The following is a 14,315-nucleotide window of genomic DNA, read 5'->3' on the forward strand; positions in this document are numbered from 1 at the left end:
GCGTGAGTTGTCTGGGGGAGCGTCTGACCGCGCTGGTCGACGGTGAGCTGGGCCATGAGGAGCGCGACCGCGTGCTCGCCCATCTCGCCGGGTGCGCCCGCTGCAGGGACGAGGTCGCCGTGCTGCGCCGGCTCAAGGGGCGCCTGCGGGGCCTGTCCGAGCTTCCCGTCACGGACGGCACCGACGATCTTCCCACCCCCGACTTCCTGACCCGGCTGCGGTCCCTGCCCGCGTCCGCCGAACCGCTCGCGTCCGCCGGTGCCCCGCCGCGGGGGGCGCCCGCCGGCGCGCCGCCCCCGCAATCCGCCCGGCCGCTTCGATCACCGGCCCGTCCCGTCCGGACGCCGCGCGCCGGGCATCCGCGTGCCGGGCATCCGCGCGGCAACCGCCCGCCCGGCCGCGCCGTCGCCGTCCAGCCGCATCCACGCCGCCGCTACCTGGTCGTCGGCGCCGCCACCCTGTTCCTCGGCCTTGGCACCGCCTCCTACGTCGCGGGCGGCCGGCAGGACGCGCCGACCGTCACCCCCGCCTTCGACCGGTTCGCCGTCGAGCACGCGCTGAACTCCGGTGACGCGCCGGTGACCGACCCGCTCACCGACCCGGTGTACCAGGTCAAGGTCTCCCCGGGGCCGTGACCGCGCCGGCCGCGATCCACGTGAGGCGGCGTCGCGTGAAAGGGCACGGACGGCGCTGCGCCGTCCTGGCCGGCGCGCTCGCGGGTGCGCTGGCGCTGGCCGGGCTGCTGTCCGGCGACCCGGCCGCCGTCCGCCGGCTCCGCAGCGACCCGGCCGCCGTCGGCCTGCTGCACGCCGCCACCGACGCCGCCCGCCGCGTCCCCTACGAGGGCCGGCGCTTTCTCACCACGTGGAACCACAGCAAGTCCGCCACATCCGAGGTCACCGTGACACACCGGCCCGGTGAGGGCATCCGGTACCGGTCGGCCGCCGGCGGGGCCGGCTACCGGCCGGAGACCGCCGCCGGCGGCACCACCGGCTTCACCGCGCGGACCCTCGCGCTGCTGACCCGCAACTACGCGGTGGTCCGCGGGCCGGACACGGCGATCTGCGGCCGGCGGGCCCGTGTCGTGGAGGCGCGCCGCGCGGACGGCAGTCCCGCCGGACGTTTCTGGCTCGACCAGGAGACCGGCCTGATGCTGCACCGGGAGCTGATCGACGCCACCGGCCACCCGGTGATCGTCACCGGGTTCAGCGAGATCAGCTTCACCGTGCCGGCGGCGGAGCCGGTCCCGGTCGCCCCGCCCCGCGGCGGTCTCCTCCGCTTCCCCGGCTCCAGCGTCGGCGACCCCGTGCAGACCGCCGGACCGGAGACGGCCGAGAGCGCGTGGGGGGAGCGGCTGGACGGTGCCGGGATCGCCGGGCTCCGCGGCCGCGGCTGGCCCCTCCCGGAGGTTCTGCCGGGGCGGCTCACCCTCTACGACGTCCGGCGGGAGAGGGGCGGCGGCGCCGTCCACCTCAGCTACTCCGACGGCCTCGCCGCCGTGTCGGTGTTCGTGCAGCGCGGTACGCTGGACGAGCGCGGGATGGCCGGCTGGCGGAAGACCGTCCGCGGGGGCCGGACGGTGTACCGCCGCGAGTCCCTGCGGCGCTGGGCCGTGTCCGCCGGGAAGGGCTACGTCTACACGGTGCTGACCGACGCGCCGCAGAGCACGGCCGAGGCCGTCGCGATGAACATGCCGCGCGGCTCCGAGCCGTTCGGGAGGCGCCTGACCCGCGGCGCCCGCCGCCTCGCGGGCAAGGTGAACCCGTTCGACTGACCCTGGATGATCGTGTCCTCTAAGCTCTTATGCTCGCCACATGCCTCACGGGGCAGCATGGGCACGGATGATGAGGACCATGCTCGGTAGGAGAGATGGGGATGACGGAAGACAACCGCGGGCCGGTCAAGGCGCCGTCGGAGGACGACGAGGTCGCCTCCGGCCGGGAGCCTGAACGGCAGGAGGCGGCGGCTCCTCCCGAGACGGTGACCGACCAGGAGATCCCGCTGGACCGATCGGCGGACGACCCCGAGCCCGCGGCGCGGCCGGCGGCCGGCGCCGCCGCGGACGACCCGGAGCCCGAGCCCGGCCGCGACGGCGACCGCCTGGTGGCCGGGGGCTTCGCGCCGCCGGACGGCCCGCTCGGGAACCCGCCGGACACCAGCGAGGACGTGCTCTCCCACGCGGCCCCCAGCGACATGGGGCCGCAGGAGGTGCCGCTGCAGGACGCGCCGCCGCGCGACATGCCGCCGCCCCCGCCGCCCGTCCAGCTCGACAAGCCCGTCGCCGACGACCGGCCGCGGCCCGGGTTCGTCCCGCACGGCCAGGAGCCGCCGCCCGCGCCGGGCGGGCCGTACGGCGGCTGGCCGCAGCAGTCCCACCAGGGCCCGCCGCCGCCCGCGGGCGGGAGGCCGCCGATGGGGCCGCCGCCGGCGCCGATGGGGCCGCCGCTCGGCGGTCCTGGGCCGCGCCCGATGGCCGGCTACGGGATGCCGCCCGGCGGCGCCGGGCCCAACTGGGCGCCCGTCCCGGCGATGCCGCCCGCCTCGCGCGGCGGCCCGGGCCTCGGGCTCCTCGCCGTCATCGCGCTGATCGTCGCGCTCGTGGCGGGCGCGGTCGGCGCCGGGATCGGCGTCATCGCGACCAACGACGACGACGGCGGCGGCTCGGTGAGCCTCGGCGGCAGCAACAGCAGCGACACCAAGGTGCAGGCCCGCCCACCGGACTCGGTCGCCGGCGTCGCGCAGCGGGTGCTGCCGAGCGTCGTCATGATCCGCGTGCAGTCCGCGCAGGGCGAGGTCGGCGGGACCGGCTTCATCGTCAACGGCGGCTACGTCGTCACCAACAACCACGTGGTGGCCGGTGCCGGCGGCGGGCAGATCCAGATCGTCTTCAACGACAAGAAGACGCTGCCCGCGACCGTGAAGGGCGCCGACCCGAGCTCGGACGTCGCGGTGCTCAAGCCGGAGGGCCAGCACTCGCTGCCGCCGCTGCCGGTCGGCGACTCCAGCAAGATCGCCGTCGGCGACCCGGTGATCGCGATCGGTTCCCCGCTCGGCCTGCAGGGCTCGGTCACCACCGGCATCGTCAGCTCGCTGAACCGGGCCGTGCCGACGCGGGGCGAGGGCGGCGCCGACGCGTCCTACCTCAACGCGATCCAGACCGACGCGGCGATCAACCCCGGCAACTCGGGCGGACCGCTGGTGGACGCGCAGGGCCGCGTGATCGGCATCAACACCGCGATCGCGACGCTCGGCGGCCAGTCGCTGAACGGCGAGACGCAGAGCGGCAGCATCGGCCTCGGCTTCGCCATCCCGATCAACCAGGGCCAGCGGGTCGCCCAGGAGATCATCCGCACCGGTAGCGTCCGCAAGGCCAAGCTCGGCGTGCTGCCCGACCCCCGCTACCAGCAGGGCGGCGCCCGGATCATGCCGCAGCCGGTCAACGGGCAGGACCCGGTGACCAAGGGCGGCCCGGCCGACAAGGCGGGCCTCAAGCCCGGCGACGTGATCACCAAGGTGAACGACAAGCCGATCGAGGACGCCACCGACCTGATCGCGCAGATCCGCAGCCGCGCCCCCGGCGACCGGGTCACGATCACCTACGAGCGGAACGGCAAGGAGAGCACCGCCCAGGTGACGCTGGGCGCCGACTAAGCCGGCACGGATGTTCAGGCCGGGTTCATCCCGGCTGGGGATACGCTGAGGGGGACCGGCCCGCTAAGGGCCGGCCCCCTGGCTGCTTGTGGAGGACGGGTGTTCGACGTCGGACTCGGTGAGATGGCGGTGCTCGTCGTCCTCGCCCTGGTCATCTTCGGGGACAAGCTGCCGCAGGCCGCGGGGCAGGCGGGACGGATGCTGCGGCAGTTCCGCCAGATGGCCGACAGCGCCAAGGCGGACCTGCAGGAGGGGCTCGGGCCGGAGTTCAAGGACTTCGACATCAACGACCTCAACCCGAAGACGTTCGTCCGCAAGCACCTGCTGGAGGACGACGACACCTACCAGGCCAGGAACGGATCCGGCCTGTTCGACGACGAGCCGTCCCACACCCCGTCCTACGCCCCCACCCTCGACCACGGCGAACGCCCGCCCTTCGACACCGAGGCGACCTGAGCGCACACGAGAAAAGGCCCCGCCGGCGTCCGGCGGGGCCTTTCCCGTCGTGTGTCAGCGGCCCTTGGGGGTGATGCCGAGGGACATGCCGGCGAGGCCGCGGCTGCGGCCGGCGAGCCTGTCGGCGATGGTGCGCAGCTCCTTGGCGGCGCCGGCGTCGGGGTCGGCGAGCACCAGCGGGACGCCGTTGTCGCCGCCCTCGCGCAGGCGCGGGTCGATCTGCACCTGGCCGAGCATGGGCACGCGGGTGCCGAGCGTCCGCGTCAGCGCGTCCGCGACCGTCTGGCCGCCGCCCTCACCGAAGATGTGCTGCTGCTCGCCGCAGTGCGGGCACGCCAGGTACGACATGTTCTCGATGACGCCGACGACCTGCTGGTGGGTCTGCGCCGCGATCGCGCCGGCCCGCTCGGCGACCTCCGCGGCGGCCTGCTGCGGGGTCGTCACGACGAGGATCTCCGCGGACGGCAGCAACTGCGCGACGGAGATCGCGATGTCGCCGGTGCCCGGCGGCAGGTCCATCAGCAGGATGTCGAGGTCGCCCCAGTAGACGTCGGAGAGGAACTGCTGCAGCGCGCGGTGCAGCATCGGCCCGCGCCACACGACCGGCTGGTTCCCGGCGGTGAACATGCCGACCGAGATCACCTTCACCCCGTGCGCGGACGGCGGCATGATCATGTCTTCGACCTTGGTGGGCGCGCTGTCCACGCCCAGCATCCGCGGCACCGAGTGGCCGTAGATGTCGGCGTCCACGACGCCGACCTTGCGGCCCTGCGCGGCCAGCACGGCGGCCAGGTTGACGGTCACCGACGACTTGCCGACACCGCCCTTGCCGCTCGCCACCGCGTACACCTTGGTCAGCGAGTTCGGCTTGGCGAACGGGATCTCCTTGGCCGGCTGCCCGCCGCGCAGCTTGGTCTGCAGGTTCTTGCGCTGCTCCTCGCTCATCACGTCCAGCTCGACGTGCACCGAGGTGACGCCGTCGAGTTCGGAGACGGCCTCCGTGACGCGTTTGGTGATGGTGTCCTTCATCGGACATCCGGCCACGGTCAGGTAGACGCCGACGCGGACGGTGCCGTCCGCCTCGATGTCGATGTGCTTGACCATGTCGAGCTCGGTGATGGGCTTGTGGATCTCAGGATCGTTCACCGTGGCGAGAGCCTCGGTCACCCGCTCGGTCGTCAACTGGGAGGCCATACGCCCATGGTATGGACCCGAAGCCCTCACCTGCCAATCAGGGTGTCGGGCCTCACATGCCGGGTGCGTCTCCATCGCGCCCGGCACCGGCCCGCCGTACGATCGGTCCGTGACTAGCGGTACCCTCTCGGCCGCCGAGCTGGTCGTCTGGCGGACGATGCTGCGGGCGCAGGCGCGGATCTCCCGCCGCCTCCAGGCCGACCTGCTGGCCCGGCACGGCCTCGCGCTCGGCGCCTACGACGTCCTCACGCACCTCGGCGAGGTACCGGGCGGGCGGCTGCGGATGAACGACCTCGCCGACCGCGTCCTGCTGTCGCGCAGCGGCCTGACCAGGCTCGTCGACCGGATGCAGCGCGACGGGCTGGTGAGCAGGCAGTCCTGCGCGGACGACGCCCGCGGCCTGTACGCGGTCCTCACGGCCGCCGGGCGGGACCTGCTCGCCGCCGCCACCCCCACCTACCGGCAGGGTGTCCAGGACTACGTGCTCAGCCGCCTGGACGAGTCCGACCTGCGCGCCCTCGGGCACATCCTGGACAAGCTCGCCGACGAGAAGATCCCCGCCTAGGGGAGGTGCTCCTTCGCGTCCTGTTCTTTGATGATCTGCTGGAGCTCGGAGCGCAGGAAGTCGCGGGTGACGACCTCGCTCAGCGCGATCCGCAGCCCGGCGATCTCCCGGGTCAGGTACTCGGTGTCGGCGATGCTGCGGTCGCTGCGGGTCCGGTCCTGCTCGTACTGGACGCGGTCCCGGTCGTCCTGCCGGTTCTGCGCGAGCAGGATCAGCGGTGCCGCGTAGGACGCCTGGAGCGACAGCATCAGCGTCAGGAAGATGAACGGGTACGGGTCGAACCGCAGGAACGGCGGGGCGAACACGTTCCAGCCGAGCCACACCGTGACGAACACGGTCATGTAGACGATGAAGCGGCCCGTCCCCAGGAACCGCGCGATCCGCTCCGACAGCCGTCCGAACGAGTCGGGGTCGTAGTGGATCCGGGGCAGCAGCGTGCGGCGGATCTCCCGCGGCTGGTCCAGGCGCGCGGTCATCGGGCGTGTCGTCATCATGTCGTCCCCCGCAGGGCTTCTTCCTCGGGATCGGCGGGCCACTCGGCGCTCGTGTCCATCGCGGTCTCCCGCCAGTCCTCGGGCAGCAGATGGTCGAGGACGTCGTCGATCGTCACCGAGCCGAGCAGATGCCCGTTCTCGTCCACGACGGCGCCCGCGACCAGGTTGTAGGTGGCCAGGTACCTCGCGACCCCTTGCAGCGACAGTGTGGGACGCAGCGGGTCCAGTTCCGTGTCCACGATGCCGCTGACGAGCGTCGGCGGCGGCTCGCGCAGCAGCCTCTGGAAGTGGACGGTGCCGAGGTAATGGCCGGTCGGTGTCGCGGTCGGCGGCCGGCACACGTACACCTGCGCGGCGAGTGCCGGGTTCAGGTCGGGCCGGCGGATCAGCGCGAGCGCCTCGGCGACCGTCGCGTCCGGCGGGACGACCAACGGATCGGTGGTCATCAGCCCGCCCGCCGAGTGGTCGGGGTAGGTGAGCAGCCTGCGCAAGGGCGCCGCCTCCCGCGGTTCCATCAGCGTCAGCAGCCGCTCCCGCTGTTCGGCCGGCAACTCGCCGAGCAGGTCGGCGGCGTCGTCGGGGCCCATCGCCTCCAGCACGTCGGCGGCCCGGTCCACGTCCAGCTTGCCGAGGATCTCGATCTGGTCGTCCTCGGGCAGTTCCTCCAGGACGTCGGCGAGCCGCTCGTCGTCCAGCGCGACCGCGACCTCCGTGCGCCGCTTCTCCGGCAGTTCGTGGACGATGTTGGCGAGGTCGGCGGGTTTCATCCGCTCGAACGCGGCGATCAGCCCGGCGGCGCCCTGCCCGTGCTCGACGGCGGAGAACCCCTCGACGGCCTCCCAGTCGACGACCAGGCTCTCCCCGCGTTTGCGCAGGCCGCGTCCCGTCCGGCGGCGGACGGCGACCTTGGTGACCAGCCAGTCCCGGGTGCGGGTCGGCTCCATCGCCACGTCCACGACGGAGACCGGTTCGCCCGAGTCGCGCAACCGGACGGTCCGGTCCAGCACCTCGGCGATGACCAGCGTCTCCGACTCGCGTTTCTGGAACCTGCGCACGTTGAGCCGCCCGTCGAAGACGATCGCGTCCGCCTCGATCACCGTCACCCGCGTGATCGGCAGGAACACCGCACGCCGTGACGCGACCTCCACCACCAGCCCGAGCACCCGCGGCGGTCGCGGCACCAGCCGCAGCGCGACCACGACATCGCGGACCCTGCCGACCTGGTCACCGGCCGGATCGAACACCGCGACGCCCGCGAGCCGGGCGGTGAACACCCGTGTCGGAGCTCCGCTCATGGCCAGGACAGTACCCATGATCGCTCCGCCAACCCGGACCCGGCATGTCACATCGGACTCTTCGGGCATCGCTGTCCGGGGGACGCCCCCGCACCGCCCGCCGGGAACGCCGGTCATGTCACATCTCCTGCGCCGGTCTCGTCTAAGAGGGCATGAAAGGGTTGACGACGATGACGGACGTCTTCGAGGAGCACCGGAACCTGCTGTTCTCGGTGGCCTACCGCATGCTCGGCACGGTGGCCGACGCCGAGGACGCCGTGCAGGACGCCTGGCTGCGCTGGTCGTCGGGCGACCGGTCCGGCGTGGCCGAGCCCAAGGCGTATCTCGTCCGGATCACCACCAATGTCGCGCTCGACCGGCTGCGGTCGGCGCAGGCGCGGCGCGAGACGTACGTGGGGCCGTGGCTGCCGGAGCCGATGCTGACCTCCCCGGACATCGCCGAGGACGCCGAACTGTCGGAATCGGTGTCGATGGCGATGATGGTCGTCCTGGAGACGCTGAGCCCGCTCGAACGGGCCGTCTTCGTCCTCAAGGAGGTCTTCGGCTACCCCTACGCGGAGATCGCGCGGGCGCTGGACCGCTCGGAGGCGTCCGTGCGTCAGCTCGGCACCCGGGCCCGCAAGCACGTGGAGGCGCGGCGTCCCCGCTTCGAGGCCGGCGGCGCCGAGCGGCGCGCCGCGACCGAGCGGTTCCTGGACGCCATGCTCGGCGGCGACATCAACCGGCTCATGGAGGTCCTCGCCCCGGACGTCGCGCTGTGGACGGACGGCGGCGGCAAGGTCAAGGCGCCCCGCCGGGCGATCTTCGGCGCCGACAAGGTCGGCCGCTGGCTCGCCGCGGTCCACGGCCGCCCCTACAAGGGCGTCGAGCCCGCCGACATGGGCGTCCGGCGCGTCGACATCAACGGCGAACCCGCCCTCGTCCTGGACGGCCCGAACGGCCCGATCAGCACCATCACCGCGGACGTCGACGCCTCCGGCCGGGTCCTGGCCATCCACCTGGTCGCCAACCCGGACAAGCTCCGCTCCGTCTCCGAAGGCCGCCGGCTCCCGATGTGACCTACCGGTCGGCCTGCCGGCGTTTGCCGCCGAACATGCGCGGCGGCGCGCCGGCGGTCGTCGCCGGCGTCGGGACCGGGCGGACGGTCGCGTACCCGTCCTCCGCCTCCACGATCTCGTCCGCCGGGGTCAGCCGGACGATCCACGACTCGGTCGTCCACCTGTCCACCTGGCCCTCGTGGGCGCGGGCGTTCAGGCGCTCCTTCGCGAGCAGCGGCGTCACGGCGTCCCACAGCTCGGAGCCGGGCCGCACCACCTCGGCGTCGGCGACGAAGGAGATGAGCCGCCCGCCCTTGTCCTTGCTGCGGATGATCACCGTCACGTGCGCGGACTCGGCCAGCCCCGGCAGCGGCTGCTCGCCCTCGCCGCCGGTCAGCACGTAGGCCGAGCCGTCGTACCACACATGCCAGGCGGCCCGCGGCTGCGGCAGGCCGGGCAGATCCAGCCACAGCAGGCCCGATTTCTTGGCCGCTTCCTCCACCAGCGCCCTGTTCAACCCCATATCCCGGAGGATCTCACACCCGAGTGGATAGCATCCGGCCATGCGTTCTCGACGTACCACCCTCGCGGTCCCGGGCAGCAGTCCACGCTTCATTGAGAAGGCGCAGGGCCTCCCGGCCGACGAGATCTTCCTCGACCTGGAGGACGCTGTGGCGCCGTCCGCCAAGGAGGACGCCCGCAAGACCGTCGTCGCCGCGCTCAACGACGGCGACTGGTCCGGCAAGACCAGGGTGGTGCGCGTCAACGACCTGGACACGCGCTGGGCCTACCGGGACGTGATCGAGGTCGTCGAGGGCGCCGGCGCGCGCCTGGACGCGATCATGCTGCCCAAGGTGGCGGACGCCACCCACGTCCAGTGGCTGGACCGGCTGCTGACCCAGATCGAGCGGGCGATGGGCCTGCCCGTCGGCGGCATCGGCATCGAGGCGCAGATCGAGGACGCCCGCGGCATGGTCCACGTCGACGCGATCGCCGCGTCCTCGCCCCGGCTGGAGGCCCTCGTCCTCGGACCGGGCGACCTCATGGCGTCCCTCAACATGAAGACCCTCGTCGTCGGTGAGCAGCCGCCCGGTTACACCGAGGGGGACGCCTACCACCACATCCTGATGCGCATCCTGATCGCCGCCCGCGCCAACGACCTGCAGGCCATCGACGGGCCCTACTTCAACATCCGCGACGTGGACGCCTTCACCCGCGTCGCGCAGCGCTCCGCCGCCCTCGGCTACGACGGCAAGTGGGTCCTGCACCCGTCCCAGATCGAGGCGGGGAACGCGGTGTTCTCCCCGTCCCAGGAGGACTACGACCGCGCCGAGCTGATCCTCGACGCCTACGACGACTCCCTCCGCTACGGCCGCGGCGCCGCCCGGCTCGACGACGAGATGATCGACGAGGCGTCCCGCAAGATGGCTCTCGTCATCGCCGCCAAGGGCCGCGCCGCCGGCCTGGCCCGCACGAAGCGCTTCGAACCGCCGGGGAACTGACGCACCCTACGATTCGTCCTGGTAAGCGACGGTTCACGGGGAGGGGTCAGCGGTGTCAGAACCAGCGGAGAGTAACGGCTGGACGCCCCCGGACCCGGGCCTCCCGCCGTCCGGCCCCGGCGGGCCGCACTCCCCGCGGCGGCCCGAAGAAGCGGCCCAGGCCGCAGATCGGCCCCGGCCGCCGAACCCGGCATGGCCGTCCGGTGACGGCCGGCCGTCCGACCCGGGCAATCCGTATGCTCCGCAGCAGCCCTCCGGATGGCCGCGGCAGTACGAGGGGTACGGGGTCGCGGCCGGACATGTGCCGGGGACGCCGTACTGGGAGGGGGCGCCGGGGTATCCGCAGGGGTGGGAACCCGGCCTTTACGGGGCGGGGCCCCCGGTCAAGCGGGCTCGGACGGTGGAACTTCCGGAGGGGCGGCCGTTCCACCAGGTGGCGCGCAATGAGGCGCACCGGTGGTGGCGGCCGCTGGTGGGGAGCCTGGCGATCCTCGTCATCGGGATGGGGCTGGCGATCCTGCTGATGCTCGTCGGGGCGATCGTCCAGGCGGTGGTCACCGGCGACGCCCCCGACACCGGGACGGGCGTCGACTCGATCTTCGGGAACAAGACGGCCGACCTCGCGTTCAACCTGGGCTCGCTCGCGCTGTTCCTGCCGGTGGCGCTGGGCGTGGCGTGGCTCGTCCAGCGGCGCCGGCCGGGCACGCTGTCGTCGGTCGAGGGACGGCTGCGGTGGCGCTGGATGCTGGTGTGCTCCGGCCTGGCGGTCCTGTTCTGCGTCGTGTCGTACGGGACGTCGATCGTGGCGGCCCTCGCGCTGGACGAGCAGTCGAGCGGTGCCGAGCACTGGGTCGGGTGGGGGAGGTTCCTGGCCCCCGCGATCGTGATCGTCCTGCTGGTGCCGTTCCAGGCGGCGGCCGAGGAGTACGTCTTCCGCGGCTGGCTGCTCCAGGCCGTGGGCGCCTGCACGCTGGAGAACGCGAGGGGACGGGTCGGAAGAGCGTTCAGCACCGTGTTCCGCACGCCCTGGCCCGGCATCGTGGTCGGGTCCGCGCTGTTCACGGCCGGGCACGGCTACACCAGCTGGGGGATCCTCGACATCTTCCTGTTCGGCGCCATCGCGGCGTGGCTGGCCGTGCGGACGGGCGGGCTGGAGTCCAGCATCGCGCTGCACGTGTTCAACAACCTGATGGCGTTCCTCCTCCCGGCCGCGGTCGGCAAACTGGACATGGAGCAGGGCAGTGTGCCGTGGCAGGCCGTGGCCGCCGACGTGATCCCGATGCTCCTCTACGCGCTGGCGGTCGTCTGGCTCGCACGGCGCATGCGGCTCCGGAACGTCACGGCCGGGCACGACGCGCCGGCCGAGGCACCCGGGCCGGTCCCGGTGTCATAGGCCCGGTGTCATGGGCCCGCCGTCACAGCAGGCCCCACAGCGCGAGCGCGTCGAGGAGCCCCGGCGTGACCGGGAGGGCGCGGAGGTCGTCCGGGGCCGCCCAGCGCACGTCGGACGCGTCGTCGCCCGCGCGGAGCGTCCCCCCGGTCACGGTCGCCGTGTAGTCGTGGATCTCGTAGGTGGCGCCGTCCGGCCCGGGACGTTCGACGGTTCCGGCGAGGGCGCCGACGAGGACGTCGAGTCCGGTCTCCTCCTTGATCTCCCGCGCGACGGCCTCCGGATCGTTCTCGCCGGGCTCGACCCGCCCGCCCGGAATGGACCACAGGCCCTCCCCGGGCGGGCGCCCGCGCCGCACCAGGAGGAGGCGCCCGTCACCGTCGTGCACGATGCCGCCGACGCAACGTATTCGCATGACCCCATTTTGTCGCGCCTTTTCCAGGCGGCGGCCCCGCTGCCTTGACGATTCGGGATGTTGCCGCGCAGTGTGGAGTGTCATGAAGGCGGAGCCCACGTGCCCGCGCTGCGCGGGCCCTCTGCGCGCGCCGAGTCTCTGGTCCAGCGACTGGAACTGCGACGTGCACGGCGCCGTACTGCCGAGGCAGCCGTCCAAGCGGCCGGGACCGGACGGGCTGGCCGCCGTGCTGCGCGACGCGAAGATCCCCGTCTGGACGCCCTGGCCCCTTCCCCCTGCCTGGCTCATCACGGGATTCGCCGCGGTCGGAGACGAACGCTCGGGCGCGCGGGCGACGGCCGTCGCGCTGTCCGGGCCGGGGCTGCTGCACGGCCCCGCCGACATGGTGCTGATCGCCGAGGAGCCGGGAATCGGGCTCGGCGCTCACTATGCCGGTCTTGACGGGGCCGATCCCGGCGAGGGGTTCGACCGGAGCCCCCCGCACGTGAAGCTCGACGTCAGCGGGCCGTCCGGGGCCTGCGGGCATTCCGTCTCCCTGTGGGCGGTCGGCACCGAACCCGACCGCGCCGTGTACGTCGGCGAGGCGATGGGCAACTGGCTGTGGGTGGTGCTGTGGCCCGCCGAGGCCGGAGTCCTCATGCTGGAGAGCCAGAAACTCCTCGACCTGCGCGAACCGGGCATGGAGCTCGATCTCCCCTACGGCGCCCACAGCCCGCGGCTCGACGACTGATGCGGATCGACCTGCACAGTCACAGTGACGTGTCCGACGGCACCCGGCCGCCCGCCGAGGTCGTCCGGCGGGCACGGGCGAACGGCCTGGACGTCCTCGCGCTGACCGACCACGACACCGTCGCCGGATGGGACGAGGCCACCGCCGCGCTCCCGGACGGCCTGACGCTCGTCCCCGGCATCGAGCTGTCGTGCCGGCAGGACGGCCGCAGCCTGCACATGCTCGGCTACCTGTTCGACCCGGAGCATCCGCCGCTCGCCGCCGAACTGGTCCGCATCCGCGGCGACCGCGTGATCAGGGCGCAGGGCATGGTGGACCGGCTCCGCGACCTCGGCGTGCAGGTCGGCTGGGACACGGTCCGCGCGCTGGCGAAGGGGGAGGCGGTCGGACGTCCGCACATCGCGCGCGCCATGGTGGCGGCCGGCGCGATCACGACACCGGACGAGGCGTTCACGCCCCGGTGGATCGCGCAGGGCGGCCGCGCCTACGTCGAGCGGTACGCGCTGGACCCGGTGCGGGCGATCCGGCTCGTCCGGGAGGCCGGGGGAGTGTGCGTGCTGGCGCACCCGCGGGCGCGGCGCCGCGGATACGTGTTCGAGGACGGGGTGATCGAGCGGCTCGCCGCCGCCGGGCTCGCCGGGATCGAGGTCGACCACCCCGACCACGCCCCCGAGGACCGCGCTCACCTGCGCGACCTGGCCGCCGCGCTCGGCCTCGCCGCGACCGGGTCCAGCGACGACCACGGGGCGCTGACCGGCGACCGGCTCGGCGCCGAGACGACCGCGCCGGACGCCTTCGAGCGGCTCGCGGAGGCCGCGTCCGGCGGTGATCTCCGTGTGCCGGATCGGGGTCGCGAAGCACGGTAGGGTGCGTTGCGTGGACGCGCGCATCGAACAGGTGGTGACGTCGGGGACGCTCGCCCTGGACGACACCGAGTACGACGTCGAGAACAACACCTACATCGTCGGTGACGACGACGAGGTCATCGTGATCGACCCGGCGTACGACGCCGAGACCATCCTCAATGAGGTCGGCGACCGCGAGGTCATGGCCGTCATCCTGACCGACGGCAACGAGCACCACCTCAGCGTGGTGCTGGAGGTCGCCGCCGCCGGTGAGGAGGACGAGGACGACTGGGCCCCGATCGCTTTGCACCGCGCCGACCGGCTGCTGTGGCGCGACTACTTCGGCCGCCTCGCCAAGGAGGAAGAGGACGAGGACGACGCCAAGGCGCTTCGCTCCCTCGAACCCGACATCTGGCTGGAGGACGGCGGCGTCTTCGAGATCGCCGGGGCCCAGCTGGAGATCGTGCACACCCCGGGCCACACGCCCGGCGCCGTCTGCGTGATCAGCGAGCAGCTCGGCCTGCTGTTCTCCGGCGACACCCTGCACCGCGGCCGTCCCGGCTCGGTCGGCGGCGTCTACGAGGACCTGCGGGCGCAGCTCAACTCGATCGGCGCGCTGCTGACCCCGCTGCCGAAGGACCTGCGGATCCTGCCCGCCCAGGGCGAGGAGACCACGGTCGGCGACGAGGACGCCCGCTGGGAGACCTGGGGCTCGCTGGCCCAGGAGAGCGACGACTGACC

The 14,315-nt window shown here is 73.1% G+C and carries 16 protein-coding genes; 11 read left to right on the plus strand and 5 right to left on the minus strand.

From position 1 onward, the window contains the following. Positions 1–2: 2 nt before the first annotated feature. From ACQP1N_RS08655 to ACQP1N_RS08670, 4 genes are all read left to right on the plus strand, one after another. Positions 3–635 (plus strand): anti-sigma factor family protein, encoded by a 633-nt coding sequence (locus tag ACQP1N_RS08655; RefSeq protein ID WP_067804822.1) that lies wholly within the window; start codon positions 3–5, stop codon positions 633–635. A gap of 35 nt (positions 636–670) precedes the next feature. Continuing rightward, complete coding sequence (locus ACQP1N_RS08660; RefSeq protein WP_433230281.1) at positions 671–1,774, plus strand: MucB/RseB C-terminal domain-containing protein; 1,104 nt, start codon at positions 671–673, stop codon at positions 1,772–1,774. Positions 1,775–1,875: 101 nt separating this feature from the next. After that, a complete protein-coding gene (locus ACQP1N_RS08665) occupies positions 1,876–3,651 on the plus strand; it encodes a S1C family serine protease (protein ID WP_433230284.1) in 1,776 nt (591 codons plus the stop codon). A 99-nt stretch (positions 3,652–3,750) separates the two neighbouring features. Beyond that, positions 3,751–4,107 carry a sec-independent translocase gene (locus ACQP1N_RS08670; RefSeq protein ID WP_067805111.1) on the plus strand — a complete coding sequence of 119 codons (357 nt, stop codon included), beginning with the start codon at positions 3,751–3,753 and terminating at the stop codon, positions 4,105–4,107. Between the two features lie 54 nt (positions 4,108–4,161). Here ACQP1N_RS08670 and ACQP1N_RS08675 read toward each other — a convergent pair whose 3' ends face one another. Continuing rightward, complete coding sequence (locus tag ACQP1N_RS08675) at positions 4,162–5,301, minus strand: Mrp/NBP35 family ATP-binding protein (RefSeq protein WP_067805114.1); 1,140 nt, start codon at positions 5,299–5,301, stop codon at positions 4,162–4,164. Positions 5,302–5,410: 109 nt separating this feature from the next. Between ACQP1N_RS08675 and ACQP1N_RS08680 the strand changes: the two genes are divergently transcribed. After that, positions 5,411–5,866 (plus strand): MarR family winged helix-turn-helix transcriptional regulator, encoded by a 456-nt coding sequence (locus tag ACQP1N_RS08680; RefSeq protein ID WP_084263372.1) that lies wholly within the window; start codon positions 5,411–5,413, stop codon positions 5,864–5,866. Here the strand turns inward: ACQP1N_RS08680 and ACQP1N_RS08685 are convergent. After that, the gene (locus ACQP1N_RS08685; protein ID WP_207394226.1) at positions 5,863–6,342 is read right to left on the minus strand and encodes a DUF1003 domain-containing protein; all 480 of its coding nucleotides are present in this window, start codon (positions 6,340–6,342) and stop codon (positions 5,863–5,865) included. The two genes, ACQP1N_RS08680 and ACQP1N_RS08685, sit on opposite strands and share 4 nt — an antisense overlap. A 14-nt stretch (positions 6,343–6,356) precedes the next feature. Continuing rightward, positions 6,357–7,655, minus strand: a complete 1,299-nt coding sequence (locus tag ACQP1N_RS08690; protein ID WP_067805120.1) for a magnesium transporter MgtE N-terminal domain-containing protein — start codon at positions 7,653–7,655, stop codon at positions 6,357–6,359. Positions 7,656–7,807: 152 nt separating this feature from the next. On the opposite strand from ACQP1N_RS08690, the gene ACQP1N_RS08695 reads away from it, so the two are divergent. Further along, complete coding sequence (locus tag ACQP1N_RS08695) at positions 7,808–8,713, plus strand: RNA polymerase sigma-70 factor (RefSeq protein WP_067805122.1); 906 nt, start codon at positions 7,808–7,810, stop codon at positions 8,711–8,713. Between the two features lies 1 nt (position 8,714). Here the strand turns inward: ACQP1N_RS08695 and ACQP1N_RS08700 are convergent, their stop codons facing one another. Beyond that, positions 8,715–9,215: a hypothetical protein gene (locus ACQP1N_RS08700; RefSeq protein WP_433230292.1), complete on the minus strand. Its 501-nt coding sequence runs from the start codon at positions 9,213–9,215 to the stop codon at positions 8,715–8,717. A gap of 40 nt (positions 9,216–9,255) precedes the next feature. Between ACQP1N_RS08700 and ACQP1N_RS08705 the strand changes: the two genes are divergently transcribed. Together ACQP1N_RS08705 and ACQP1N_RS08710 are read left to right on the plus strand one after the other, a co-directional pair. Continuing rightward, the gene (locus ACQP1N_RS08705) at positions 9,256–10,194 is read left to right on the plus strand and encodes an HpcH/HpaI aldolase/citrate lyase family protein (RefSeq protein WP_067805129.1); all 939 of its coding nucleotides are present in this window, start codon (positions 9,256–9,258) and stop codon (positions 10,192–10,194) included. Positions 10,195–10,594: 400 nt separating this feature from the next. Continuing rightward, positions 10,595–11,587, plus strand: coding sequence for a CPBP family intramembrane glutamic endopeptidase (locus ACQP1N_RS08710; RefSeq protein ID WP_131732998.1), 993 nt, complete (start codon positions 10,595–10,597; stop codon positions 11,585–11,587). Between the two features lie 22 nt (positions 11,588–11,609). On the opposite strand, the gene ACQP1N_RS08715 is transcribed toward ACQP1N_RS08710, so the two are convergent. Further along, positions 11,610–11,999: an NUDIX hydrolase gene (locus ACQP1N_RS08715; protein ID WP_067805136.1), complete on the minus strand. Its 390-nt coding sequence runs from the start codon at positions 11,997–11,999 to the stop codon at positions 11,610–11,612. Positions 12,000–12,081: 82 nt separating this feature from the next. Between ACQP1N_RS08715 and ACQP1N_RS08720 the strand changes: the two genes are divergently transcribed. From ACQP1N_RS08720 to ACQP1N_RS08730, 3 genes are read left to right on the plus strand one after another with little or no spacing between them, the layout of a single operon-like run. Beyond that, positions 12,082–12,729 (plus strand): DUF6758 family protein, encoded by a 648-nt coding sequence (locus ACQP1N_RS08720; protein ID WP_067805139.1) that lies wholly within the window; start codon positions 12,082–12,084, stop codon positions 12,727–12,729. Continuing rightward, positions 12,729–13,595: a PHP domain-containing protein gene (locus ACQP1N_RS08725; RefSeq protein WP_067805142.1), complete on the plus strand. Its 867-nt coding sequence runs from the start codon at positions 12,729–12,731 to the stop codon at positions 13,593–13,595. Before ACQP1N_RS08720 ends, ACQP1N_RS08725 begins: the two co-directional genes overlap by 1 nt. 10 nt (positions 13,596–13,605) lie before the next feature. Further along, positions 13,606–14,313, plus strand: coding sequence for an MBL fold metallo-hydrolase (locus ACQP1N_RS08730; RefSeq protein WP_067805145.1), 708 nt, complete (start codon positions 13,606–13,608; stop codon positions 14,311–14,313). The last annotated feature ends 2 nt before the right edge of the window (positions 14,314–14,315 follow it).

It is taken from the genome of Actinomadura formosensis (assembly GCF_050948385.1).
In the GTDB taxonomy this organism is placed as follows: Bacteria; Actinomycetota; Actinomycetes; order Streptosporangiales; family Streptosporangiaceae; genus Spirillospora; species Spirillospora formosensis.